Origin of the sequence: Pseudomonas sp. S5D5 (assembly GCF_003013355.1) — a bacterium.
Classification (GTDB): domain Bacteria; phylum Pseudomonadota; class Gammaproteobacteria; order Pseudomonadales; family Pseudomonadaceae; genus Aquipseudomonas; species Aquipseudomonas aylmerensis.
Map to the genome: position 1 here is coordinate 3,015,845 of NZ_PTEO01000001.1, position 22,491 is coordinate 3,038,335.

General features: G+C 63.0%; 21 protein-coding genes and 1 pseudogene. 9 read left to right on the top strand and 13 right to left on the bottom strand.

Annotated elements, in window-relative coordinates:
• Positions 1-3: 3 nt before the first annotated feature.
• Positions 4-1,713: an amidase gene (locus C9990_RS14120; protein WP_106803658.1), complete on the bottom strand. Its 1,710-nt coding sequence runs from the start codon at positions 1,711-1,713 to the stop codon at positions 4-6.
• 54 nt (positions 1,714-1,767) lie between these two features.
• Positions 1,768-2,556, bottom strand: coding sequence for a helix-turn-helix domain-containing protein (locus tag C9990_RS14125; protein WP_106803659.1), 789 nt, complete (start codon positions 2,554-2,556; stop codon positions 1,768-1,770).
• A gap of 84 nt (positions 2,557-2,640) precedes the next feature.
• Between C9990_RS14125 and C9990_RS14130 the strand changes: the two genes are divergently transcribed.
• On the top strand, positions 2,641-2,961 hold the full coding sequence (locus C9990_RS14130) for a DUF2834 domain-containing protein (RefSeq protein ID WP_106803660.1): 321 nt from the start codon (positions 2,641-2,643) through the stop codon (positions 2,959-2,961).
• 158 nt (positions 2,962-3,119) lie between these two features.
• On the opposite strand, the gene C9990_RS14135 is transcribed toward C9990_RS14130, so the two are convergent.
• The 3 genes from C9990_RS14135 to C9990_RS14145 are packed head-to-tail and all read right to left on the bottom strand — an operon-like array spanning position 3,120 to position 6,057.
• On the bottom strand, positions 3,120-4,043 hold the full coding sequence (locus tag C9990_RS14135) for a sugar ABC transporter substrate-binding protein (RefSeq protein ID WP_106803661.1): 924 nt from the start codon (positions 4,041-4,043) through the stop codon (positions 3,120-3,122).
• A gap of 35 nt (positions 4,044-4,078) precedes the next feature.
• The gene (locus C9990_RS14140; RefSeq protein ID WP_106803662.1) at positions 4,079-5,212 is read right to left on the bottom strand and encodes a phytanoyl-CoA dioxygenase family protein; all 1,134 of its coding nucleotides are present in this window, start codon (positions 5,210-5,212) and stop codon (positions 4,079-4,081) included.
• Complete coding sequence (locus C9990_RS14145) at positions 5,212-6,057, bottom strand: SDR family oxidoreductase (protein ID WP_065908005.1); 846 nt, start codon at positions 6,055-6,057, stop codon at positions 5,212-5,214. Before C9990_RS14145 ends, C9990_RS14140 begins: the two co-directional genes overlap by 1 nt.
• Positions 6,058-6,181: 124 nt before the next feature.
• Between C9990_RS14145 and C9990_RS14150 the strand changes: the two genes are divergently transcribed.
• Positions 6,182-7,207, top strand: coding sequence for a LacI family DNA-binding transcriptional regulator (locus C9990_RS14150; protein ID WP_106803663.1), 1,026 nt, complete (start codon positions 6,182-6,184; stop codon positions 7,205-7,207).
• Between the two features lie 33 nt (positions 7,208-7,240).
• Positions 7,241-8,245 (top strand): inositol 2-dehydrogenase, encoded by a 1,005-nt coding sequence (gene iolG / locus C9990_RS14155; protein ID WP_106803664.1) that lies wholly within the window; start codon positions 7,241-7,243, stop codon positions 8,243-8,245.
• A 51-nt stretch (positions 8,246-8,296) separates the two neighbouring features.
• Here the strand turns inward: iolG and C9990_RS14160 are convergent, their stop codons facing one another.
• Positions 8,297-9,460 (bottom strand): GGDEF domain-containing protein, encoded by a 1,164-nt coding sequence (locus tag C9990_RS14160; RefSeq protein WP_106803665.1) that lies wholly within the window; start codon positions 9,458-9,460, stop codon positions 8,297-8,299.
• Between the two features lie 109 nt (positions 9,461-9,569).
• Positions 9,570-10,781 carry an MFS transporter gene (locus C9990_RS14165; protein WP_065908015.1) on the bottom strand — a complete coding sequence of 404 codons (1,212 nt, stop codon included), beginning with the start codon at positions 10,779-10,781 and terminating at the stop codon, positions 9,570-9,572.
• A gap of 97 nt (positions 10,782-10,878) precedes the next feature.
• Between C9990_RS14165 and C9990_RS14170 the strand changes: the two genes are divergently transcribed.
• Together C9990_RS14170 and C9990_RS14175 are read left to right on the top strand one after the other, a co-directional pair.
• Entirely contained in the window at positions 10,879-11,700 is an 822-nt protein-coding gene (locus C9990_RS14170; protein WP_065908017.1) for a helix-turn-helix domain-containing protein, read from the top strand.
• Positions 11,701-11,703: 3 nt separating this feature from the next.
• Positions 11,704-12,093, top strand: a pseudogene (locus tag C9990_RS14175) (helix-turn-helix domain-containing protein); the annotation flags it as partial.
• On the opposite strand, the gene C9990_RS14180 reads toward C9990_RS14175, so the two are convergent.
• A complete protein-coding gene (locus tag C9990_RS14180; protein ID WP_065908023.1) occupies positions 12,068-12,574 on the bottom strand; it encodes a GAF domain-containing protein in 507 nt (168 codons plus the stop codon). The pseudogene C9990_RS14175 and the gene C9990_RS14180 sit on opposite strands and share 26 nt — an antisense overlap.
• 51 nt (positions 12,575-12,625) lie before the next feature.
• Positions 12,626-14,128 (bottom strand): glycine betaine/L-proline transporter ProP, encoded by a 1,503-nt coding sequence (gene proP / locus C9990_RS14185; RefSeq protein ID WP_065908025.1) that lies wholly within the window; start codon positions 14,126-14,128, stop codon positions 12,626-12,628.
• 528 nt (positions 14,129-14,656) lie between these two features.
• Here proP and C9990_RS14190 point away from each other — a divergent pair.
• Both C9990_RS14190 and C9990_RS14195 read left to right on the top strand, forming a co-directional pair.
• Positions 14,657-15,181, top strand: a complete 525-nt coding sequence (locus C9990_RS14190) for a GNAT family N-acetyltransferase (protein WP_065908027.1) — start codon at positions 14,657-14,659, stop codon at positions 15,179-15,181.
• Positions 15,182-15,325: 144 nt separating this feature from the next.
• The gene (locus C9990_RS14195; RefSeq protein WP_106803666.1) at positions 15,326-16,729 is read left to right on the top strand and encodes an MFS transporter; all 1,404 of its coding nucleotides are present in this window, start codon (positions 15,326-15,328) and stop codon (positions 16,727-16,729) included.
• Between the two features lie 42 nt (positions 16,730-16,771).
• On the opposite strand, the gene C9990_RS14200 is transcribed toward C9990_RS14195, so the two are convergent.
• From C9990_RS14200 to C9990_RS14215, 4 genes are all read right to left on the bottom strand, one after another.
• Positions 16,772-17,692 (bottom strand): bifunctional helix-turn-helix transcriptional regulator/GNAT family N-acetyltransferase, encoded by a 921-nt coding sequence (locus tag C9990_RS14200; RefSeq protein ID WP_106803667.1) that lies wholly within the window; start codon positions 17,690-17,692, stop codon positions 16,772-16,774.
• Positions 17,693-17,761: 69 nt separating this feature from the next.
• Entirely contained in the window at positions 17,762-19,054 is a 1,293-nt protein-coding gene (locus C9990_RS14205; protein WP_106803668.1) for a sorbosone dehydrogenase family protein, read from the bottom strand.
• Positions 19,051-19,473 (bottom strand): DUF2231 domain-containing protein, encoded by a 423-nt coding sequence (locus C9990_RS14210; protein WP_106803669.1) that lies wholly within the window; start codon positions 19,471-19,473, stop codon positions 19,051-19,053. The genes C9990_RS14205 and C9990_RS14210 overlap by 4 nt, the downstream gene beginning before the upstream one ends.
• A gap of 90 nt (positions 19,474-19,563) precedes the next feature.
• Positions 19,564-19,887 (bottom strand): hypothetical protein, encoded by a 324-nt coding sequence (locus tag C9990_RS14215; RefSeq protein ID WP_065908037.1) that lies wholly within the window; start codon positions 19,885-19,887, stop codon positions 19,564-19,566.
• Positions 19,888-20,149: 262 nt separating this feature from the next.
• Here C9990_RS14215 and C9990_RS14220 point away from each other — a divergent pair, with 262 nt between their 5' ends.
• Complete coding sequence (locus C9990_RS14220) at positions 20,150-20,629, top strand: ATP-binding protein (RefSeq protein WP_106803670.1); 480 nt, start codon at positions 20,150-20,152, stop codon at positions 20,627-20,629.
• Positions 20,626-21,420, top strand: a complete 795-nt coding sequence (locus tag C9990_RS14225) for a nucleotidyltransferase domain-containing protein (protein ID WP_106803671.1) — start codon at positions 20,626-20,628, stop codon at positions 21,418-21,420. Before C9990_RS14220 ends, C9990_RS14225 begins: the two co-directional genes overlap by 4 nt.
• Positions 21,421-22,491 lie beyond the last annotated feature (1,071 nt).

Consider the following 22,491-nt stretch of genomic DNA (forward strand, 5'->3'; position numbering starts at 1 on the left):
GGCTTACGCGCAGGGCAATGGCGGGGTGCGCGGTGGAATCTGGCGTTTGCTGCCCGTCGCTTCATAGGCCGCTGCAAAGCGCAGCAACGCCGAGTCATCGTACGCGCGTCCGGCGAACGTCAGCCCGACCGGCATGCCGATATCCGCCATCACGCCCATCGGCACGGTGACGGTGGGCACGCCGAGGTGGCGGATCGCAAGGTTGCCGTTGGCCACCCACACGCCGTTGCTCCAGGCGATGTCGGCGCTGGCTTCGTTGACGTCGGCGTCCGCCGGGCCGACATCGGCCACGGTGGGGAACAGCACCGCGTCGAGCCCCAGCGTGTCCATCCAGTCTTCCAGGTCGATCCGGCGGGTTTGCTCAAGACCGCGCAGGCCATCGGGGACGGTGCTGATTTCGTTCCAGGGGGTGATGCCACGCTCGGCCATGCGCACGTATTCGTCCATGCCGGCGGCCAGGTCATCTTCACGGTTGGGCAGGGTGCCGGGATCGTGCGGGAAGATCTGCGGGCCGTCGACATCCGCCAGGCGGTTCAACGCCGGGTCGTTGTTGGCGCGCAGGAAATCATCGAAGGCCCACGCGGAAAGCTCCCACAGTTCATCGTGCAGGAATTCCTTGGACACCAGGCCACGGGTAAACACGGTCGGCGCGCCGGGGCGGTCGCCTTCGCAGTTGGACACCAGCGGGAAATCCACCTCGATGACTTCCGCGCCAGCAGCTTCGAGGGCCTGGCGTGCGGCGTGCCACAGGTCGATCACGCTGGCGCGGGTGTTGATCTTTTGCCCGGTCGGCCCGCCGATGCCGGGTTTTTCGCTGGTGCCGGCGTCCGGATCGGCGTTGATGTACATGCGCGGCACGCCGAAGCGTTTACCCACGAGGGATTCGGCCGTCACCGCCAGTTGCGCGTAAGACGCCGGGCGCACCGAAGTGGCGCTCGGAATCGGCACCCAGGGCTGCAGGCGCCACAGGTCGCCGCGCGTGTCCGGATCGTCGGCCACCACCACGTCAAGCACTTCCAGCAGGTCGGCCATGGTGCGCGCGTAGGGCACGACCACGTCCATGGTGGGCGTCAGCGGCCAGTTGCCGCGCACCGAAATCACCCCCCGCGACGGCGTGTAGGCGCACAGGCCATTGTTGGACGCCGGGCCACGCCCGCTCGACCAGGTCTCTTCCGCCAGACCGAAGGCCGCGAAGCTCGCGGCGGTCGCGGTGCCGGCACCGTTGGACGAGCCGGAGGCGAATGGCGCGGTCAGGTAGTTGGCGTTGTACGGGCTTTCTGCGCGGCCATACACTCCGCGTTGCATGCCGCCATTGGCCATCGGCGGCATATTGGTCTTGCCCAGGCAAATGGCGCCACCGGCGCGCAGGCGCTCGATGGTAAAGGCGTCACGCTGGGCGACCAGCTTGGCAAAGGCCGGGCTGCCCGACGCAGCCGTCAGGCCCTTGACCAGGTAACTGTCCTTGGCGGTGTAGGGAATGCCGTCCAATGGCCCCAAGGTTTCGCCCTTGGCCCGGCGCGCATCGGACGCCTCGGCCTCCTTCAGGGCCTGAGGGTTGCGCACCACCACGGCATTGAGTGCGGTAGCAGTCTGCGCACCGTCATAGGCATCGATCCGCGCCAGGTACGCCTGGACCAGTTCAACGGCCGTGGTCTGGCCGGTTTCAAGCGCCGCGCGCAATTGGGCAATGGAGACTTCGGTAACTTGCATCAGATTTTTTTCGCCGCCTTCAAGTGGGGGTATGGCGGCAGTCTACGTACAGATATTTCACAAAACCAGCGCCGCATAATCCGCATGGGCGCCGCGCATCACCTGCCAGGTGGCGTCGTCAGCAGGAATCAGATGTTCGATGCGCAGCGAGGCGAGGGTGATGTCCTGGGGCATGCCGAAGGTGGTGAAGGTCGACAGGAAGTTCAGTTCGCCACGGGTCGAGCGCACGCGGGTGAGCACCAACGGCGGCAGCGCCTCGGACCGCTCGGTGCTGGCCGGCGCCGGCAGAGAGGCCAGCAACGCCGCCAGCGTCGGATTACCCAGCGCCTCCCGGCTGGCGCGCTGCCAGGCCAGGGTGCGGATTTCGTCGGCATTGATCAGGTGATCGCCGAGGCCGCCCGGTTCCAGCAAGGTGGCCAGCAGGTTCAAGCCGTCGCTGGCCTGCGGTGGAATGCCCACCAGCTCGAACAGCACCGCGGTGCTGGCGTTGGCGGCCAGCACCTGCCATTCGCTGCCCAGCAGGATCGCCGGGGCCGGGTTGTTGGCGTGCAGCACATGGCTGACCGCCTCGCGAATCGCCGCCATGCCGGGTGCGGCGAGTGGCGTGGCGGTGTAGCGCGGCGCGAAGCCGGCGGCGAGGAACACGCGGTTGCATTCGTCCAGAGGCACTTCCAGCGCGGTCAGCAGGTTATGCAGGGTGCCGGGGCTCGGCTTGGCGCGGCCGGTTTCGAGGCAACTGAGGTGGCGCTGGGAAACACCGGTGATCAGCGCCAGGTCGAGCTGGCTCAGCTTGGCGTGCCGACGCAGTTGGCGCAGGTAGGTGCCGGCGGTAACAGGCGTGTCCATGGCGTGTTCATGACCTCCGAGGTCATTGCGAGGGCGCCCACCTTATCACTAGGGTGACGGCTCGATCACTACAAGGAAGAAACCATGCTCAGACCCTCTATCGCCCTGGCCGCCTTGCTCGGGTTTTCGCTGTATACCCTGGCTACGATGCTCATGGCCGAGCAGTCGCTCATGGCGTTTGGATTGGAATTGATCTCGCGTCCGGACACCGCGCAGGTGGTGATTGACCTGTACCTGATGGCAGTACTCGCCTGTGTGTGGATGTACCACGATGCCCGCGGGCGAGGGCGGTCGCTGGCGTCGGTGTTGCCGTATTTTTTGCTGACGGCGGTGTTCGTGTCGGTGGGGCCGCTGCTGTATATCGTCGTCAACCAGTGTTCGCGACGCGCACAGCCCCCGGTCTGACGCAACTCCCTGTGGCGAGCGGGCTTGCCCCGCGTTGGGCTGCGCAGCAGCCCCAGTCATCGCCACCCCGTTTCTTCAGACAGTCCGAGGTGTCAGGTTTTGGGGCTGCTGCGCGGCCCAACGCGGGGCAAGCCCGCTCGCCACGGAATAGAGGAGGGTCAAGGGTTGAGGAAGGCCTGGTAGTTGTCCTTGGTGATCTGCTGATAAGGGATGGTCAGCTCAGCCACGTAGGGCTCTTGCTTGACCATCTTCACTGCCAGGTCAATTGCGCCCACGGCCTGCCCCTTGTTGTCCTGATACGCCGTCACCAGCAACTGGCCTTTCTTCACGGCATCCAGCCCGGCCGCGCCGCCATCGCTGCCGGCGACCAGGATGTCCTTGCCCGGTTGCATGCCCGCCTGGCTGATGGCCATGGCCGCGCCAATCGCCATCTCATCGGCATTCGCCGCCACTGCGTCGATCTTGCGTCCGGACACGATCCAGTTGTTCATCAGGTCAATCGCCTTGCTGCGCTGCCACTCCGCGCTTTGCTCCTCGACAATCTTGATGCCGGGGTAGTCCTTGAGCACGTTTTTCACGCCCTGCGTGCGGTTGTGCGTGGCGTTGTTGGACAGCAGCCCGAGCATGATCGCGAGGTTGCCCTTGCCGCCCATTTTCTCGGCCAGGTAGCGCATCTGGATCTCGCCCGCCTTGATCTCATCCGAGCCGACATAGCCCACCCCCGGTGGCACCTCCTTGAACTCGGGACGGCGGTTGACGTACACCAGCGGGATCTTGGCCTGCTGCGCATTCAGGGTCATTTTCTGCGTGGCGGCGGTGTCGACGGCGTTGACGATAATCGCGTCCATGCCCTGGGCGCTGAAGTTCTGCACCTGGTTGAGCTGGCGGACCACATCGCCCTGGGCGTCTTCGAATTGCAGGGTCACGCCCGGCAGCTCCTTGGCGTGGCCGGCCATGTAGTCACGCATCTGCGCGAGGAATACGTCGTCGACCTGGGCGATGCTTACGCCGATACGGATATCGGCGAGTGCCCAGGGGCTGATGGCGAGGGTGAAGAGTGCCGCAAGGAGGTGTTTCTTCATGATGTTGCTCCGTTGTTTTTGTTGTTGTTAAAGCATCACGCCTGTCGCTTGGCCCGCAGCTGCACGACGGCCGCCGCGAAGTCTGCAGGTGTCCAGCGTTCGTCGAGGGCTTGCAGCATCAGTTCCTGTCCGGTTTGCGGGGCCAGGCCGTGCAAGGGTGGGTCGGTGTCGAGGTTGGTCGGGAAGGCATAGCCGTCGGCGGTGCAGGCCACCACCGCAGCAACCGCCTGCGCGTCCAGGCCGGTATTGGCCAGCAACGCCGGGTACACCGCCAGCATCATGCGGTCACGGTCGAGGGCTTCCATGGGCTTGCCGAACGCCGAGGAGATCTGCAGCAGATTGGCCATGCGCTGGCACTCGGCGGTGCGGTTGGTGCCGGCGGCATGGAACAGCGCCGGATTGAAGAACAGCAGGTCGCCCTTGTTCAGTGGCAGTTGCACGGCATGGTGCTGGAAGTAGTCGATAAACTCTGCGCGGCGCCAGGCCAGGTAGCCCAGGGCGTATTGCTGGGAAAACGGCAGCAGCTGGGTCGGGCCGGTTTCCAGCGGCATGTCCGAGTGAGCCACCGCGCCCTGCAACGTCAGGTACTGCGACAGCAGGTGCAAGGGCAGGGGGAAGCGCTCCACCACCTCGACGGTCTGGAAGCCCAAGTGATAATCGCGGTGCGGCTGTTGCGCCTGGCCGCCGGGGTGCACCACGTTTACCTGCGCCGTGACCTGGTAACTCGGGCCCAGCCACGCCTCGGCGATCAGCCCCAGCAACGGGTTGGCGTAATACTCGACAAACGATTCCGGCGACTGCAACGCGGCCTTTTGCAACGCGTTCCAGATGCGCCCGTTGCTGCCGGCCTTGGCAAAGTGGTCGGCGGCCACACCTTGCGCGGCCTCATGCGCGAAGATCGCGTCGAACACCTGGCTGTGCCGATCCACCACCTCCAGGTCTTCATAGGCGCGGCGCACCACCATCACTCCCGGCCCGTCGCGAAACAGGCGATGCAGTTCGTTCATGACCGCAAGGCGGTCGCTGTTGCGCAAGGTCTGCGCCTGGTAGATCGGCACGTTGCTGACCACTTCAGCGGCCAGCGGATAGTCCTCGGCATGCGCCTTCTGCGCGCAGACGCGGCTGAAGTCAGCCAGGCGCACGGCCTCTTCGGTCACAAATGCGGACATCACGCACCTCCTGGCAGGCTCAGCGCCTGGTGCGGTTGCGGGCTGCCGCCGTCGGTGCAACCGACCACGCCTTGTTCCAGGTCGATGATCGAGCCGGTCATCATCCCCGACTCGCGTGACAGCAAAAACGCCACGCTTTGCGCGACCTCCTCGGGCTTGAGCAGGCGCCCGAACGGCTGCGCGCTTTCGGCCTTGGCCAGCCAGCCATCCTCGGCACCGTGGTAGTGGCGCTGGATTTCATCCTCGTGGGGCGTGTCCATCCAGCCGATATTCAGGCCATTGACGCGGATGCGGTTGCGCAGCGCGCTGAACGCGACGTTCTTGGTCAGAATCGCCAGCGCGCCCTTGGACGCCGCGTAAGCACTGAGGAACGACTGCCCGCCATGCCCGGTCACGCTTTGGATATTCACCACGGCGCCTTCCACACCGTTGCTGATCATCAGTTTCAATGCGTCCTGCATCAGGAAGAACGGTGCGCGCACGTTCACCGCCATCAACCGATCAAACAGCTGCGGCGAGGTGTCGAGAATGGTGCCGCGATCCGACATGCCCGCGCAGTTCACCAGCCCGTGCAAGGTGCCGAAGTGGGTGCGTGCCGCCTCGATGATCGCGCGACAATCCTCGACTTTCTCAAGGTCGGCCTCGACAAAGAACGCCGGGCAATCGAGTTCAGCCAGCAGTCGCACCTGCTCTTCGCCCTGGGCGCGGCGGCGCCCGCAGATGATCAGCCCGGCGGCGCCACGGCGCGCCAGGGTGTGGGCGACTGCCGCGCCGAGGCCCTGGGTGCTGCCGGTGACGACAAAGTATTGGCCTGAAAACGAGGTGGCGAGATCGGTAGAGGGCATGCAGTTTCTCCTGGATTCTTGTTGTTGTGGATCGTCCGGCTCGACGCCGGGCAAAACTGAGACTAGCATTGCAAAACCTCAGTAACGCCCAAAAAAGACCTCAAAAACACCTCAGGCGAAACCCATGCTCGAACGCGCAAAACATTTCTCCATCAAGCAACTGGCCACCCAGGCCGGGGTGAGCAAAGCCACGGTCGACCGCGTGCTGCACCAGCGCGGCAGCGTGCACGCGCAGACCCGGCGGCGGATCGAGCAGGCGCTGGAGGAATTGGAGGCCCAGGAGAAAAACGGCCTGGCGGTGGGACGCACGTTTCATGTCGACGTGATCATGCACACCCCGCAACGCTTCAGCGCGGCGGTGCAGGCAGCAATCACCGCGCAGCTGGCGAGCCTGGCGCCGTTTCGGATTGCCCCGCGTTTTCACCTGTTCGAAGAAATCGAGCCGCAGGCCATGCACGACCAACTGCTGCGGTGCCTCGACACCGGCAGTCAGGGCGTGGTGCTCAAGGCGGCCGATGAGCCAGCGGTGAACCAGGCGGTCAAGCAACTGATCGCGGCAGGGATTCCGGTGGTAACCCTGGTCACGGACCTGCCGCAAAGCGAGCGCATCGGCTACGTCGGCATGGACAACCGCACCGCCGGCCAGACTGCCGCCTACCTGATGTCGCGCTGGTTGCCGACGCAGCCCCAGGACGTCGCGGTGGTGATCGGCAGCGAGCTGTTTCGCGGCGAAGAAGAGCGCGAGATGGGCTTTCGTGCCTGGCTACGCGGGCGTGCCCCGCACTTGCGCGTGCTCGATATCAGCGGTGGCTATGGCGTGTATGCGCGCACGTTCGAGCGGGTCACCCAGGCGCTGCAACAGCATCCCGACCTCAAAGCGGTGTACAGCGTCGGCGGCGGCAACCGCGCGATTGTCGATGCCTTCGCCGCGCTTGATCGCCCGCTGGAGGTGTTTATCGGCCACGACCTCGACCAGGAAAACCGCCAGTTGCTGCTCGACGAAAAAATCGCTGCGATCATCGATCACAACCTGCAGATCGATGCCCGCCACGTGTTCCTGCACATCCTGCACTACCACCGGTTATGGAAGGCCGGCCCGATTGCGCCGTCACAGGTGCAAATCGTCACGCCGTTCAATCTGCCGGACTGAATCTCCCTCAATAACAACATCAGGAGTTCGACCATGCTACGTATCGCCGTTCTGGGTGCCGGGCGCATCGCCAAGATCCACGCCGCCAACGTCGCCGCCCACCCCAATGCCACGCTGGTGCTGGTGGCTGATCCCTGGCGCGAAGGCGTCGATGCGCTCAGCGCGCAACTGGGCTGCGAGGCGGCCTACGATTGCGCCGCCGCGCTGACGCGCAAGGACATCGACGCCGTGGTGATCGGCACGCCCACCGACACCCATGTCGATCTGCTGCTGGCGGCGGTCGCCGAAGGCAAGGCGGTGCTCTGCGAGAAGCCCATCGACCTCGATATCGCCAAGGCCCGCAGCGCCGCCCAAGCGGTGGAGCGCCAGGGCGGCAAGGTGATGCTCGGCTTCAACCGGCGCTTCGACCCCGACATGCTGCGCCTGCGCCAGGCCCTCGACGCCGGGCAGATCGGCGCAGTGCGCCAGGTCATCATCACCAGCCGCGACCCCGGCCTCGCGCCCCGCGATTACCTCGAACGCTCCGGCGGCATCCTGCGCGACATGACCATCCACGATTTCGACACCGCCCGCCACTTGCTCGGCGAGGAGCCGGTGGAAGTCAGCGCCATCGCCAGCCGCCTGGTGGACCCGAGCCTGGAAGCGATCGACGACTACGACAGCGTGATGGTCTTGCTGCGCACCGCCTCGGGCAAGCAATGCCATATCAACTGCTGCCGCCAGGCGGTGTACGGGTACGACCAGCGGGTCGAAGTTTCCGGCGCCAACGGCGTGTTGCTCACCGATAACCATCGTCCCAGCACCGTGCGCCACTGGAGCGCCGAACACACCGAGGCGCTGGAACCGCTGCAGCACTTCTTCCTGGAGCGCTACGCCGATGCTTATCGCAATGAGCTGACGCAGTTCATCGAGGCGCTGAACCACGGCCACGCACTGCCCACCAGCATGCGCGACGGCCTGTACGCCCTGCACCTGGCCGATTGCGCATTGGCGTCGGTGCAGACCGGGCGCAGCGTGGCCGTTAACTACGACCTGTAGGCGCTGGCTTACCGGCGCTGACGCGTCAACATCGGGCCGATTGCGGCGTCACTAGGGCGCCTGCATCGCCCGGCGGTCCACCAACCGGATGCTATCGCGCCCGCCACGCTTGGATTCATACAACGTGGTGTCGCCTTGCTCGATCAATGCGGTGAGGCTCGCCGGCGGTTGGTCGAACAGGTTGGCGCCGATGCTCAGGGTCACCGGCTGCGGGGTAGGCACGGTCTGCGCGGCCAGTTGATAAAACTGGTCGCGCAGGCTGCTGCCCAGTTCGATGATCTGCTCGCTCGACGCCGGGGTGAGCAGGATCACAAATTCGTCACCGCCCAGGCGTGCGGCCAATGCGCCACGGGGCACCACACTGCGGATCATCTCGCTCAGGGAGATCAGCAGGCGGTCGCCGGCCGTGTGGCCGTAAAGGTCGTTGACCCCTTTGAAGTTATCGATGTCGATCAGCAGCAGCGCACCAGGTTGCGCCGGTGATACCTGGGCCAGCAGGCGTGGCGCGCGCAAGTCGAGGGCGCGGCGGTTGTACAGGGCGGTCAGCGGGTCGCGGGCGGCGAGGCGGGCGATCTGTTGTTCGCGCCGGTAGCGTTCCGAGCCGGTCATCGACAGTGCGATCAGCATGATCGCCATGGCGCCTTCCACCAGCGACACCTGGATAATTTCGCCCTTGAACGCGGCCAGGTCGATCAACGTGCCGGGGATCAGCACCGACAGCGCCTTGGCCAGATAGAACACGCCATGGATCAACAGCACGTACCGCAGCTGCACCGCGCCGATGCTCAGCGATTTACCGTGCGGACGCAGCAGGAAGCTCGCGCGCAGCGTCGGCAGCGCCACCAGCAGCGATTGCACGCCGAGCATGGCCTTGGACCAGGGCAGGTCAGCCGGCAGCATCAGCATCCCGAGCCAGACCACCAGCAGCAGCCACCACAGGCGCGAGAGGCGCACCTGGGTGAACCGCGCCACGCCGAGTAAAAACAACAGGTGCGCAGCCACCAGCAGGCCATTGGCGAACCAGATGCCGATCATCAGGAAACCGCTGCTGCGCAGCAGGGCCAGGGTTGAACCGAGGGTAATGGTGGCGAAACCGGCGCTCCAGAACAGCAGCGAAGGTTCGCGTACGCTGCGCCATTCAACGGCCAGGTACAGGGCGGCAGCGGCTGCCAGGGCAACGGTGAGTGCCAAAATCGTGGGAGGGTCGAGCGTCATTTCGTGCCGGGTCTGCCTGGGTGTGCGTTTAAACCGGGATTGTAAGCGCACACGCAGGTTTTTCAGAACACTTAGGGTGATGGCACACAGCCATCCGATGACCGGCGGTCTAGACGCCTTTGGTCGACGGCAACAGGATGGTCAGGATGCCCACCAGCGGCAGGAACGAGCACAGCTTGTAGACATACTCGATGCCATGGTTATCGGCGAGCAGGCCGAGCAAGGCCGCGCCGATCCCGCTGAAGCCGAACATCAGGCCGAAGAACACCCCGGCGATCATGCCGACGTTGCCTGGCACCAGTTCCTGGGCGAACACCACGATGGCCGAAAAGGCCGAGGCCAGGATAAAGCCGATCACCACGCTGAGCACGGCGGTCCAGAACAGATCGACATAGGGCAGGGCGAGAGTGAAGGGCGCGGCGCCGAGGATCGAGAACCAGATGACTTTCTTGCGGCCGATCTTGTCGCCAATCGGGCCGCCAAAAAACGTGCCCGCTGCTACTGCACCGAGGAACAGGAACAGGTACAGCTGCGAATTGGCCACCGACAGGTTGAATTTCTCGATCAGGTAGAAGGTGAAGTAGCTGGTCAGGCTGGACATGTAGAAGTACTTGGAGAACACCAGCACCGCCAGCACCACCAGGGCAAACGTCACCCGGCGTTTCGACAGGCCGTGGGTGGCTTTGCTGCCTTGCTTGAGCTTGAACAGGTTGAGGTGGTTGCGGTACCAGCGGCTCAAGCCATAGAGCACCAGGATCGCGAACACCGCAAACAGGCCGAACCAGGCGATATGGCCCTGGCCGTAGGGAATGATGATCGCCGCCGCGAGCAACGGGCCGAGGGCACTGCCGGTATTGCCGCCGACCTGGAAGGTTGATTGCGCCAGGCCGTAGCGCCCACCGGAAGCCAGGCGCGCGACGCGCGAAGTTTCCGGGTGGAAGGTCGACGAGCCGACGCCCACCAGGCCTGCCGCCAGCAGAATCGCCGGGAAGCTGCCGACAAACGCCAGCATCAGGATGCCGATCAGCGTGCACACCATGCCGGCCGGCAGCAGCCACGGCTTGGGATGACGGTCGGTGTGGTAGCCGATCCACGGTTGCAGCAGCGAGGCGGTCAGCTGGAATGTCAGGGTGATCAGGCCGACCTGGGTGAAGCTCAGCCCGTAATTGGCCTTGAGCATCGGGTAGATCGAGGGCAGTACGGCCTGGATCAGGTCGTTGATCAGATGCGCCAGGGCGCAGGCGCCGAGGATACGCATGACTAACGGGCTTACTTGAGGCGGACTCGAGGTGGCAGCAGGTGATGCGGTCAAGGTCGACATGCAGGCATTCCATACAAGGCAGCGATCAGGGACAGCCCGTACTTGAGCAGGCTGTCCATTTCAAATTGTTTCGATGGTTATGCTAGAGTCGCCGAAAATGCCTGTCTCGCGTAATTCGGGAAGCAACCATCGCAAAAAGGGCGAAATGATTAAATCACTTGATGTTTTTCTGCAGGAGATCGATGCGGGCGACTGGGCCGTGATCAGCTCGGCCACCGACTACCCGGAAAACTGGGTGATCCCCGACCATCGCCACGAAAAGCACCAGCTGTTGTACGCCACCGAAGGCGTAATGGTGGTGCATTCGGCGCATAACCAGTGGACGGTGCCGCCCAATCGCGGTTTCTGGATGCCCAGCGGGCAGGTGCATTCACTGCGTTGCGTGGGTGCGCTGAAAATGCGCAGCGTGTTTGTGCGCCCCGACAGTTTTCCCAACCTGCCGACCGAGACCAAGGCAGTCAGCATTTCGCCGCTGCTGAGCGAACTGATCAAGGCCTCGGTCAGCCTCAAGCCGCCGTACGCCGAGGATTCGCGGGATGCGCGGATCATGCACCTGATCCTCGACGAACTGGCGCTGCTGCCAGCGTTGCCGCTGTCGTTGCCGCAGCCCGCCGACGCGCGCATCAATCAGATCTGCGAGGCGTGGCAGGAGGATCCGGGTGATGCCTCCACCGTGGCCGACTGGAGCGAGCGCCTGGCCCTGGACCAGAAAACCATCCAGCGCCTGTTCCGCAAGGAAACCGGCATGACTTTCGGCCAGTGGCGCCAGCAGGCACGGCTGCTGCTGGCGCTGGAGCGTATTGCGGTGGGAGAGAAGATCATCGACGTGGCCCTGGAGCTGGGTTATGACAGCCCGAGCGCCTTTACCAGCATGTTCAAGAAACAGTTTGGCAAGACGCCGAGTCATTTTTTCAGGTAGCGCGGCGCGCTTCGACAGATCTGTTCGGTGGACGGCCAGGGTTACCGGATTGCCCGGGCAATCGACTGGCTGAAACTCAATTACCACGGCCCTTTGCGCGTAGATGAATTGGCCGCGCGCGTGCAAATGAGTGCCGCGACCTTTCACCATCACTTTCGCCAGCTGACGGCGATGAGTCCATTGCAGTATCAGAAATGGCTGCGCCTGAACGAGGCGCGGCGCTTGATGTTGAACGAGCATCAGGACGTGTCCAGTGCTGCGTTCAAGGTTGGCTATGAAAGCCCGTCACAGTTCAGTCGCGAATACAGCCGCCTGTTTGGCGTGCCACCCAAACGCGACATGGCCGCGTTGCGTGGCAAGGCGGCGGTCACTGATCTGCGGGGGTCAGATTAGCGTAGAAAATGCAGCCGATCAGGCGTGCAAACAGGCTGAGGGTTTCCGGCAGGTTGGGGTCATCAAACAGCATCGACCGCGAATCCAGTGCGCACAGCGCGCCAAACAGGCGGCCGTCGGGCAGGAAGATCGGCGCACCGGCGTAGCTCTCGATCGCGTATTGCTTGACCACCGGGCGCGATGCAAAGCGGCCGTTGTCGCTGATCTGCGGAATGAACAGGGCCTGGGGGTCGATGCAGAACTCGCTGCACAGGGTGGTTTCGAGGTCGAGGACGTCGTCGACGTGGATGCCCATGTCGACCGTGTCATGCACGGAGCAGACGATCCATTCCAGGTCGGTGAATTTGGCGATGCCGGCAAAGCGCATGCCGGTCAGGCGGGTGACCAATTGCAGGATGCTGGTGGTGGCTTCTATTTCGGCGATGGCAGCGCGTTCATCGGCGCTGAGTAGCGATTGTGCAGCGGTGACGCTTGAAACCATGCTTGACACTCCAATGGCGCGGCGGCCGGGGCCGCCACGCCGGGTAAGGGCTTAATTAATCCGTGGATGCTGCTGCACCAGGTTCTGGCGCTTGGCTTCCAGGGCGGCAATCTCGGCATCGATGTCTTCGATTTTCTGCTCGATATTGTCGTGGTGCTCCTGCAGGAGTTCCTTGGCTTCTTCCATGTCCGAGGCGGCCGGGGCTGCGCCGCGCAAAGGCTTGTTGGCGGTTTCCTTCATGGTCAGGCCAGTGATCAGGCCGATCACGGCAAACACCATCAGGTAGTAGGCGGGCATGAACAGGTCATTGGTGCTTTCCACCAGCCAGGCCACGGCGGTTGGCGTCACGCCGGCGATCAATACCGACACGTTGAACGCACTGGCCAGCGCGCTGTAGCGCAGGTGGGTGGGGAACATCGCGGGCAGCGTCGAAGCCATCACGCCAATAAAGAAGTTCAGCACGACCGCGAGGATCAGCAGGCCAGCGAAGATCAGCCCGGTCTTGCCGCTGGTGATCAGCATGAACGCCGGGATGGCCAGGAACAGCAGGCCGATGCTGCCGGCGATGATGAAAGGCTTGCGGCCGATCTTGTCACTGACAAAGCCAATGAACGGCTGCACGAACAGCATGCCGACCATGATCGCGATGATGATCAGCACGCCGCTGTTTTCGGCGTAGTGCAGGTTGTGCGAGAGGTAGCTGGGCATGTACGTGAGCAGCATGTAGTACGTCACGTTGGTGGCCGCGACGATACCGATGCAGGTCAGCAGGCTGCGCCAATGCTTGGTGGCGATTTCCTTGAACGACACTTTCGGGCCGTGGGTCAGGCCTTCGCGGTCGCCTTGTTCAAGCTTGTCGACATGTTGTTGGAACGCCGGGGTCTCTTCCAGCGCATGGCGCAGGTACAGGCCGATGATGCCCAGGGGCAGGGCCAGGAAGAACGGCAGGCGCCAGCCCCAGGCTTCGAAGTCCGCTTCGCCGAGCACGCTGGAGATCAGCACCACTACACCCGCACCCAGCACGAAGCCGGCAATCGAGCCAAAATCCAGCCAGCTGCCGAGGAAGCCGCGCTTGCGGTCTGGCGCATATTCGGCAACGAAAATCGACGCGCCGGTGTACTCGCCGCCCACCGAGAATCCCTGGGCCATCTTGCACAGCAGCAACAGGATCGGTGCCCAGATGCCGATGGAGGCGTAGCCTGGAATCAAGCCGATGGCGAAGGTACTCAGCGACATGATCACGATGGTCGCGGCGAGGACTTTCTGTCGCCCGTATTTATCCCCCAACGCGCCGAAGAACAGGCCGCCCAGCGGACGAATCAGGAAAGGCACGGAGAAGGTAGCTAGGGCGGCGATCATTTGGACGCTGGGCGAGGCGTCCGGGAAGAACACTTTACCCAACACATAGGCGACGAACCCGTAGACACCGAAGTCGAACCATTCCATGGCGTTACCCAGGGCGGCGGCGGTGATCGCCTTGCGCATCTTGGTGTCGTCGACGATGGTGATGTCTTTCAATCCGATGGGTTTGACGCTTTTCTTACGTAATTTCATGCGGGCCACTCTAAAGCAGAACAGGGGAGGTGCCATCGTTGCGATGGCACCGCTCTGTCACTTCAGATACAAGGGGACACGAAATAATTCACCACTATTTGTGTTTTTTTGCTTGGCGGGGAAACTGGTTTTAAACCGATTGGGTTTTATGGGGGGATTGGTTTGGGGTGAGCTGGCTTTCTTCGTAGCGAGCTGGCTTCTTTTGTAGTGAGCTGGCTGTCTTTGTAGTGAGCTGGCTGTCTTTGTAGTGAACTAGCTTTCTTTATAGTGAGCTGGATTTTTTTGTAGTGAACTGGATTTTTTTGTGGCGAGCGGGCTTGCCCCGCGTTGGGCTGCGCAGCAGCCCCAAAACCAGGCGCCACGGTATACCTGATGTTTAAAGGGGGTACTTATGGGGCTGCTGCGCAGCCCAACGCGGGGCAAGCCCGCTCACCACAACAAGCCTGCTCAGCATAAGTCAGCTCACCACAGGTCGGTGTGCCGCAAACAGCCACACTTCTATCTACAAACAGAAACGAGAGCTAGCCGATGACCGCCCCACGCCTTACCTACCGCCAGCCCCAGCCCACGGATGTGGCGCGATTGTTCGCGATCTTCGGTGACCCGCAAACCAACCTCTTCAACCCGGCCGGCCCGATGCAAGACCTGGCAGCGGCCCAGCGCCTGCTCGATCACTGGCTGCAGCAATGGGCGGCGCATGGCTATGGCTGGTGGGCGATTGCTCGGCGCGAAGCGCCGGCGCACATCATCGGGTTCGGCGGTATTGCGCCGCTGAACTACCTCACGCAACCGCGCATCAACCTGGGTTATCGCTTTGCCGTGGAGGCCTGGGGGCAGGGCTATGCCACTGAAGTCGCGCGCGATGCGCTGAGGCTGGCGTTTGACACCCTGGGGCTACCCGCCGTGTTCGGTTTGGTGCGGCCGGACCATGCCGCTTCGATTCGCGTGCTGGAGAAAGTCGGCATGCAGCCATTCGGTGAACTCGATGACGTACCCGGCCAAGCCCCGAGCGTGGTCATGTGCGTGCGTCATCCTACAACTTGTCGTGCCTGACAGTTTTCACACCGGTGTGATGCCCCACAAAAACCGCAATCTTTCAGATTGACAGCCGTTAGGCAGCCCGCTATAAAAGTCATAGTTGTACGACGACATATGACGTTACATATGTCCTGACTAACAAAAATAAAAAGTGATGCCATGAACTTGAATGAGCCCATCAACGCCCACCGCGTTGGCCAGGCGGTAGGCAACTATCGCTGGACCATCTGTGCGATGTTGTTTTTCGCGACCACCGTCAACTACCTCGACCGCCAGGTGCTCAGCCTGCTGGCGCCGCAGTTGTCGACGCAATTTGGCTGGAGCAACACCGACTACGCCAACATTGCCGCTGTGTTCCAGTTCGTCTACGCGATTTCGATGCTGTTCGCCGGGCGCTTCGTCGACAAGATCGGCACCAAGGCCGCGTATGTCGTGGCGATTGGCATCTGGTCCACCGGCGCAATCATGCACGCGTTCGCGGTGCCGATGGGCGAGGGCATCGCGACGGTCAGCGGGGCGATCGGGCTGGCGGTGATTCCGGTGTCGATTGCCGGCTTCATGCTCTCCCGCGCGGTACTGGCGATTGGCGAGGCGGGTAACTTCCCGATCGCGATCAAGGCCACTGCCGAGTACTTCCCGAAGAAAGAACGCTCGCTGGCCACCGGTATCTTCAACTCCGGCGCCAACGTAGGCGCGATCCTGGCCCCCATCTGCGTGCCATTGATTGCCGGCCTGTGGGGCTGGGAAGCCGCCTTCATGGTGATCGGCATGTTGGGCTTCGTGTGGGTGGCGGTGTGGTCGGCGCTGTACGAAAAACCCGACCAGCAAAAACGCCTGTCCGCTGAAGAGCTGGCGTATATCCGCAGCGACCAGACCGTGCAGCCGTTCACGGCGGCGCCGGCCGGCACGCCGGAGAAAAAAGTCTCGTGGTTCAAATTGCTCACCTACCGCCAGACCTGGGCCTTCGCCTTCGGCAAGTTCATGACTGACGGCGTGTGGTGGTTCTTCCTGTTCTGGCTGCCCACCTACCTGTCCGCGCAATACGGCATGAAAGGCGCCGACATCGTCATGCCCCTGGCGGTGCTGTACAGCATGACCATGGTCGGCAGCATCGGCGGCGGCTGGTTCCCCAGCTACTTCATGGCGCGCGGCGACGCACCGTACGACGGTCGCATGAAAGCCATGCTGGTGATCGCGCTGTTCCCGCTGGTGGTATTGCTGGCGCAGCCGCTGGGCTACATCAGCTTCTGGGTGCCGGTGCTGCTGATCGGGGTTGGGGCGTCGGCGCATCAGGCGTGGTCGTGCAATATCTTCACCACCGTGTCCGACATGTTCCCGCAGAAAACCGTGGCCTCGGTGGTCGGCATCGGCGGCATGGCCGGCGGTATCGGCGGGGTGGTGATGACCAAGATCGGCGGCTGGGTATTTGATTACTACAAGTCGATCAACGATATCCATACCGGCTATATGATCATGTTCGCGATTTGTGCACTGGCCTACCTGGTAGCGTGGAGCGTGATGAAAGCGCTGGTGCCGCGCCACAAGGAAATCACTGATTTGTAACGCCTGGCCTCCCGCGCCGAGTACAGCGCGGGAGGTATTTTTCTACAGGGCGCGTACCCATGTCTCACTGACCAGGGTCTTGCCGAAACTGACGGTGGGTTCCTCCTCGGTCAGTTCGAAGCCCGCCTTCTGATACAGCTTGCGCGCGTCGGTGAGGATGTTCACCGTCCACAGCAGCATGCTTGTATAGCCGGCCTGCCGGGCAAAACGCAGGCATTCATCCACCAGCCGCTGGCCAATGCCCATGCCTCGGGCGCTGGCGTCGACATACAGCATGCGCAACTTGGCGGTGGTGGCGTCATGGCGCACCACAAACACCGAACCCACCACCTCGCCGTCCTTTTCCGCAATCCAGCAGCGCTCGCACGTTGGGTCAAACTCGCGCAGGTACTTGGCGACAATCTCCGCCACCAGCGCCTCGAATTCCCAGTTCCAGCCATATTCACGCGCGTACAAGGCCGACTGCTGTTGCACCACCAGGCCCATGTCGCCAGGTTGCGGGTCGCGCAGCAGGTAGGTCGGCGCAGTGCCTTGCAGCAGGGCCTGGATGCGTTGCATCGCGCCGGTGAGTTGGCGTTGCTGGGCGTCGGGCAGGGCATCGAGCAGGGCGATGACTTCGTTCTGCGTCTGCTGCTCCAGCGGGGCCAGTACGGCGCGGCCCAGATCACTGAGGTGCAACAGCACCGCACGTGCGTCGGTGGGCGAACGGACTTTCTGGATCAGGCGGTTTTTTTCCAGGCCGCTGGTCAGCCGGCTCAGGTAACCCGCGTCGAGGCTGAGCATCTGGCACAGGTCGGCGCTGGTCAGGTCGCCTCGCGATGACAACTCGTACATCACACGGATTTCGGTCAGGGAGAAATCGCTCTGCAGCAGGTGTTCCTGCAGCACGCCGATCTGGTGGGTATAGAAGCGGTTGAAGCCGCGCACGATGCCGGCGCGTTCGACAAGCTGGGGTGTAGACATGGCGGATGCTCGAATGGTTGCCTGAGGCAATTATATTGTTGCTTCAGGCAACCAAGTCAAACATTTTACTCAGCGGTTACGTGTCACCCGCCAAACGGTGTTGGCCAGGTCGTCGGCGATGATCAACGCACCTTTGGGGTCCACCGTCACGCCCACCGGACGCCCGCGGGTCTTGCCGTCGTCGCCGCGAAAACCGGTGGCGAAGTCGATCGGATCGCCGGAAGGCTTGCCATTGCTGAACGGCACGAAGATCACTTTGTAGCCCACAGGGTTGTCGCGGTTCCAACTGCCGTGTTCGCCGACAAACACACCGTCGGAGAATTTCTCGCCCAGGGCCGGGATGGAGAAGTCCACGCCGAGTGCCGCCACGTGAGAGCCCAGGCTGTAGTCCGGCTTGATCGCGGCAGCGACTTTCGCCGGGTTCTGTGGTTGGGCGCGCGGGTCGACGTTCTGGCCCCAGTAGCTGTAGGGCCAGCCGTAGAAGGCGCCTTCGCGTACTGAAGTCAGGTAGTCGGGCACCAGGTCCGGGCCCAGCTCGTCGCGTTCGTTGACCACCGTCCACAGTTGCCCGGAATCAGGCTGGATGGTCAACGCCGTCGGGTTGCGCAAGCCGGTGGCGTAGGGCTTGTGGGCGCCGGTTTGCGCGTCGATCTGCCAGACCATGGCGCGGTCGATTTCGACTTCCATGCCGCGTTCGGTGATGTTGCTGTTCGAGCCGATGCCCACGTAGAGCTGGCGGCCATCGGCGCTCACGGCCAGGGATTTGGTCCAGTGGTGGTTGATCTGCGCCGGCAGGTCGGTGACCTTGGTCGGCGGCCCGCTGGCTTTGGTCTGGCCGTCGACGTAATCGAAGCGCACCAGCGCGTCCTGGTTGGCGACGTAGAGCTTGCCGTCGGCAAACGCCAGGCCGTAGGGCGCGTTGAGGTTGTCGGCGAACACGGTCTTCAGTTCGTAGGTGCCATCACCGTTGGCATCCCGCAGCAGGGTCAGGCGGTTGCCGCCCTTGACCTTGGTGTTGCCCTCGGCCTTGATCACGCTGGCGATCACGTCCTTGGGCTTGAGCTTGGCCGCGCTGCCGCCACGGCCTTCGGCGATAAGGATGTCGCCGTTGGGCAGCACCAGGGTCTGGCGCGGGATGGCCAGGTCGGTGGCAATGGCGGTGACGCTGTAGCCCTCGGGGACCTGGGGTTTCTGTTCGCCCCATGGCGTTGGTTCGGCGATCTTCATGCTCGGCAGCAGGCTGCTTTGCTGCTCCGGCAACTTCGGGTCGGGGCCGCGGGCCTGGGTCTTGTCACCTTCGCCACCGCAGGCGCTCAGCAGCAGCGCTGCACTCAATACGGTCAGGGTGCTGGACGTTTTCATTGGGCATCTCCCGAGCGCAGGTTGGTCAGGCCGGTCCACGTCGCCGCCACCGCCAGCAGCGTGACGATCGCCGACAGCACCAGGCCCGTGGGCATCATGGCGTAGGCGTCCTTGGCATGCTGGAAGGCGTTGACCAGCCCCACTACCCAGGCCGCGAGCAACAGCAGGAAGTACACGGTCGGGCGCCCTGCCTTGGGCCGGGCGCGCAGCAGATTGACCAGTGCGAACAGCAGGGCAAAACCGCTGAACACCAACGCGCCGGCGATCAGCCAGGAAGCGAAGTTGGCCCATTGAATCTGGTAGGTCTGGCCGTAGGCAATGTCACTGAGCAAGGCCCCGAGAAACAGCGGGACGCTGCCGGCGAGCAACGTCGCATGCAGCGGCCCTGGGGTGTTGCGGTAGGTGGGGAGGGTGGTCATGGGGGGGGCGGCTCCTTATCGTTCTGCGCCCATGGGCTCAGGGGCGCGATGACTTCGCATAGGAAAGGAACGTGCCGTTTGTAAGAAAGTTCAGTGGGGTTTCGTGTCGAGATGTTTTTCGAACCAGGCGGCATAGGGCGTGTTGGCAACCTGGCACCGATTGAAATCGGGACTGCCATCGGTCCACCACACGGGACCGCGCTCGCCGAGGGCGACCTTGGCGCGCTGCACCTGTTGGCGTGCTGCCTTGAGTTGTTGGGGATCGCCGCTGGCCTTGGCCGCCTTGACCGCGCGGCGGGCATCCATCAAGTCATTGACCCAGCGTTGTCGCGTGGCGTCATCCAGCGCCGGGTCCGTGCAGCGCCAGAGTTGGCCCTTGACCACAAAGTAGCGCCCATCCGGCGTGCTAATCATGGTGCCAGCGCAGCACCCGCAGTACGCCCCACATCATTGAAATCACAATAGCCATCCAACCGGCAAACAGGCTGAAGAGTGTCATTGCAAGGTTCATAACCACCTCCATTGCGTTGTCGTCTCGCTGTCGTCCTTATAGGTGACCGCCCTGTAAACGCAGGAATTCAACTTAATTGATCGAGCGTGCATCGCTGTGCTTCGACACGCGGGGCAAAAATGTGGCAGCGTTGGCGTCCTTGATTCAGACAATGGAGCTGTGCCCATGCCTACCCTGCACCTGCTGTGCGGCAAGATCGCCGCCGGTAAGTCGACACTGGCCAAGACCTTGGCGGCCGAGCACGCGGCCATCCTGCTCAGCGAAGATGCCTGGCTTGCCCGCTTATACCCGGGTGAAGTGCTGTCGATCGCCGACTACCTGCGCTGCGCCCAACGGATTCAAGCGGTGTTGGGGCCGCTGGTGGTTGATCTGCTGGGAGCAGGCGTCAATGTGGTACTGGATTTTCCTGCCAACACCCTGGCCAATCGCGTAGCACTGCTGGGGTTGGCGCAGGCCGCCGGGGCGCCGCACTGCCTGCATTACCTGGAACTCGATGACGCCACCTGCCGCGCGCGGCTGCACGCACGCAATGCACGTGGCGAGCATGACTTCGCCGCCACCGATGCCGAGTTTGAGCTGATCACCCGCCATTTCTGTGTGCCGAGTGCGGAAGAAGGGCTGGTGATCGAGGTGCATCGTCCGTGAGTACCGTACATTCCACCGGCCTTGATGCCGAGGGCTTTATCCTGACGGTAGGCCAGGTGCCCGTGCAGCCGGCGTTCCAGGCGTTGCTGGCGGATGTGTGCAGCTCGTTGTCGCTGCCGTCGTTGGGGCTGGACGGTATTTACCTGTATGGCAGTGTCGCGCGCGGCGAGGCCACACCGGGTGTCAGCGACCTGGACCTGACGCTGGTGCTGCGCGAGCCGCCGACTGCGCAGAGTGTGCAGCAACTGGAGGTGCTGCGCCTTGCGCTGGAGCGGCGGCATCCCGAGGTCATCAAGATAGATTTCGATATCGGCAACCGTGCGCAGGTGTTGTCGGCTGAACACCGCAACAGTTGGGGTTTCTGGCTCAAGCATCACTGCCGCTGCCTGTGGGGTGACGACCTGTCGCTGCAGTTCGAGCGGTTTCGGCCCTGCCGAGAGATTGCGTCAGCGGTGAATGCGGACTTCGCCGAGGTGTTGAGTGCTTACCTCACCCGCATCGCACAGGCCGGCACTGAGCAGGAGCGCCTTCGCTTGCAGCGCGAGGCGTCGCGCAAGTTGATCAGGGCGACGCATGTCTTCAGTGCTGAGTCGGCAGTGACATGGCCGCAGACGCTGGAAGAATATGTGGCGCTGTTCGTCCAGCGGTACCCGGCGAGGGTCACTCATGTGGCGTTCTTTCTGTTTGAAGCCAGGAACCCGAGTGCGGCGGGCGACCAGTTCTGTACCCTGCTGCAGGCGTTCCTGGACTGGATGGTGACTCATCCTCCTGTGGGAGCCGTCGAGCTTTAGCCAGGCCGCGAAGGCGGTGTGTCAGGCACAGAAGGGCCAGTCAGTGCCGCCGCCTTCGCAGCCTCGCTGGGGCTCGACAACTCCCACAGTGGGGCGGTGGGGTAGCTGGAATCCAAGCCATACAGCGAAACCCGGTGCTTGCTCAAATCCCAGCCACACAGCACACCTCCCTGTGGGAGCCGTCGAGCTTTAGCGAGGCCGCGAAGGCGGTGGGTCAGGCAAAGAAGGAGTGTCAGTACTGCCGCCTTCGCAGCCTCGCTAAAGCTCGACAGCTCCTACAGTTGGGCGGTGGGGTGGCTGGAATCCAAGCCATACAGCGAAACCCGGTGCTTGCTCAAATCCCCTTCATATACTGCTGAATATAGCGAACCCCTGTGCTGGCTTGCTGCAGAAGATCCCACTCACACAGGCGCTCTCCTGTGGGAGCCGTCGAGCTTTAGCGAGGCCGCGAAGGCGGTGGGTCAGGCACAGAAGGGTTGTCTGTACTGCCGCCTTCGCAGCCTCGCTAAAGCTCGACAGCTCCTACAGTTGGGCGGTGGGGTGGCTGGAATCCAAGCCATACAGCGAAACCCGGTGCTTGCTCAAATCCCAGCCACACAGCACACCTCCCTGTGGGGCAAGGTGCTGCTCAAATCCCCTTCATATACTGCTGAATATCGCGAACCCCTGTGCTGGCTTGCTGCAGAAGATCCCACCCACACAGGCGCTCTCCTGTGGGAGCCGTCGAGCTTTAGCGAGGCCGCGAAGGCGGTGGGTCAGGCACAGAAGGGTTGTCTGTACTGCCGCCTTCGCAGCCTCGCTAAAGCTCGACAGCTCCTACAGTTGGGCGGTGTAGTGGCTGGAATCCAAGCCATACAGCGAAACCGGTGCTTGCTCCAATCCTAGCCACACAGCACACCACCCTGTGAGGCAAGGTGCTGCTCAAATCCCCTTCATATACTGCTGAATATAGCGAACCCCTATGCTGGCTTGCTGCAGAAGATCCCACTCACACAGGCGCTCTCCTGTGGGAGCCGTCGAGCTTTAGCGAGGCCGCGAAGGCGGTGGGTCAGGCACTGAAGGGTTGTCAGT

What these genes read in the sequence shown, in the direction of transcription:
- C9990_RS14125 (WP_106803659.1), bottom strand. Translation starts at nt 2,556, where the DNA reads ATGGACACGCCTGTTACCGCCGGCACCTACCTGCGCCAACTGCGTCGG.
- C9990_RS14130 (WP_106803660.1), top strand. Translation starts at nt 2,641, where the DNA reads ATGCTCAGACCCTCTATCGCCCTGGCCGCCTTGCTCGGGTTTTCGCTG.
- C9990_RS14135 (WP_106803661.1), bottom strand. Translation starts at nt 4,043, where the DNA reads ATGAAGAAACACCTCCTTGCGGCACTCTTCACCCTCGCCATCAGCCCC.
- C9990_RS14140 (WP_106803662.1), bottom strand. Translation starts at nt 5,212, where the DNA reads ATGTCCGCATTTGTGACCGAAGAGGCCGTGCGCCTGGCTGACTTCAGC.
- C9990_RS14145 (WP_065908005.1), bottom strand. Translation starts at nt 6,057, where the DNA reads ATGCCCTCTACCGATCTCGCCACCTCGTTTTCAGGCCAATACTTTGTC.
- C9990_RS14150 (WP_106803663.1), top strand. Translation starts at nt 6,182, where the DNA reads ATGCTCGAACGCGCAAAACATTTCTCCATCAAGCAACTGGCCACCCAG.
- iolG (WP_106803664.1), top strand. Translation starts at nt 7,241, where the DNA reads ATGCTACGTATCGCCGTTCTGGGTGCCGGGCGCATCGCCAAGATCCAC.
- C9990_RS14160 (WP_106803665.1), bottom strand. Translation starts at nt 9,460, where the DNA reads ATGACGCTCGACCCTCCCACGATTTTGGCACTCACCGTTGCCCTGGCA.
- C9990_RS14165 (WP_065908015.1), bottom strand. Translation starts at nt 10,781, where the DNA reads ATGTCGACCTTGACCGCATCACCTGCTGCCACCTCGAGTCCGCCTCAA.
- C9990_RS14170 (WP_065908017.1), top strand. Translation starts at nt 10,879, where the DNA reads ATGCCTGTCTCGCGTAATTCGGGAAGCAACCATCGCAAAAAGGGCGAA.
- C9990_RS14180 (WP_065908023.1), bottom strand. Translation starts at nt 12,574, where the DNA reads ATGGTTTCAAGCGTCACCGCTGCACAATCGCTACTCAGCGCCGATGAA.
- proP (WP_065908025.1), bottom strand. Translation starts at nt 14,128, where the DNA reads ATGAAATTACGTAAGAAAAGCGTCAAACCCATCGGATTGAAAGACATC.
- C9990_RS14190 (WP_065908027.1), top strand. Translation starts at nt 14,657, where the DNA reads ATGACCGCCCCACGCCTTACCTACCGCCAGCCCCAGCCCACGGATGTG.
- C9990_RS14195 (WP_106803666.1), top strand. Translation starts at nt 15,326, where the DNA reads ATGAACTTGAATGAGCCCATCAACGCCCACCGCGTTGGCCAGGCGGTA.
- C9990_RS14200 (WP_106803667.1), bottom strand. Translation starts at nt 17,692, where the DNA reads ATGTCTACACCCCAGCTTGTCGAACGCGCCGGCATCGTGCGCGGCTTC.
- C9990_RS14205 (WP_106803668.1), bottom strand. Translation starts at nt 19,054, where the DNA reads ATGAAAACGTCCAGCACCCTGACCGTATTGAGTGCAGCGCTGCTGCTG.
- C9990_RS14210 (WP_106803669.1), bottom strand. Translation starts at nt 19,473, where the DNA reads ATGACCACCCTCCCCACCTACCGCAACACCCCAGGGCCGCTGCATGCG.
- C9990_RS14215 (WP_065908037.1), bottom strand. Translation starts at nt 19,887, where the DNA reads ATGATTAGCACGCCGGATGGGCGCTACTTTGTGGTCAAGGGCCAACTC.
- C9990_RS14220 (WP_106803670.1), top strand. Translation starts at nt 20,150, where the DNA reads ATGCCTACCCTGCACCTGCTGTGCGGCAAGATCGCCGCCGGTAAGTCG.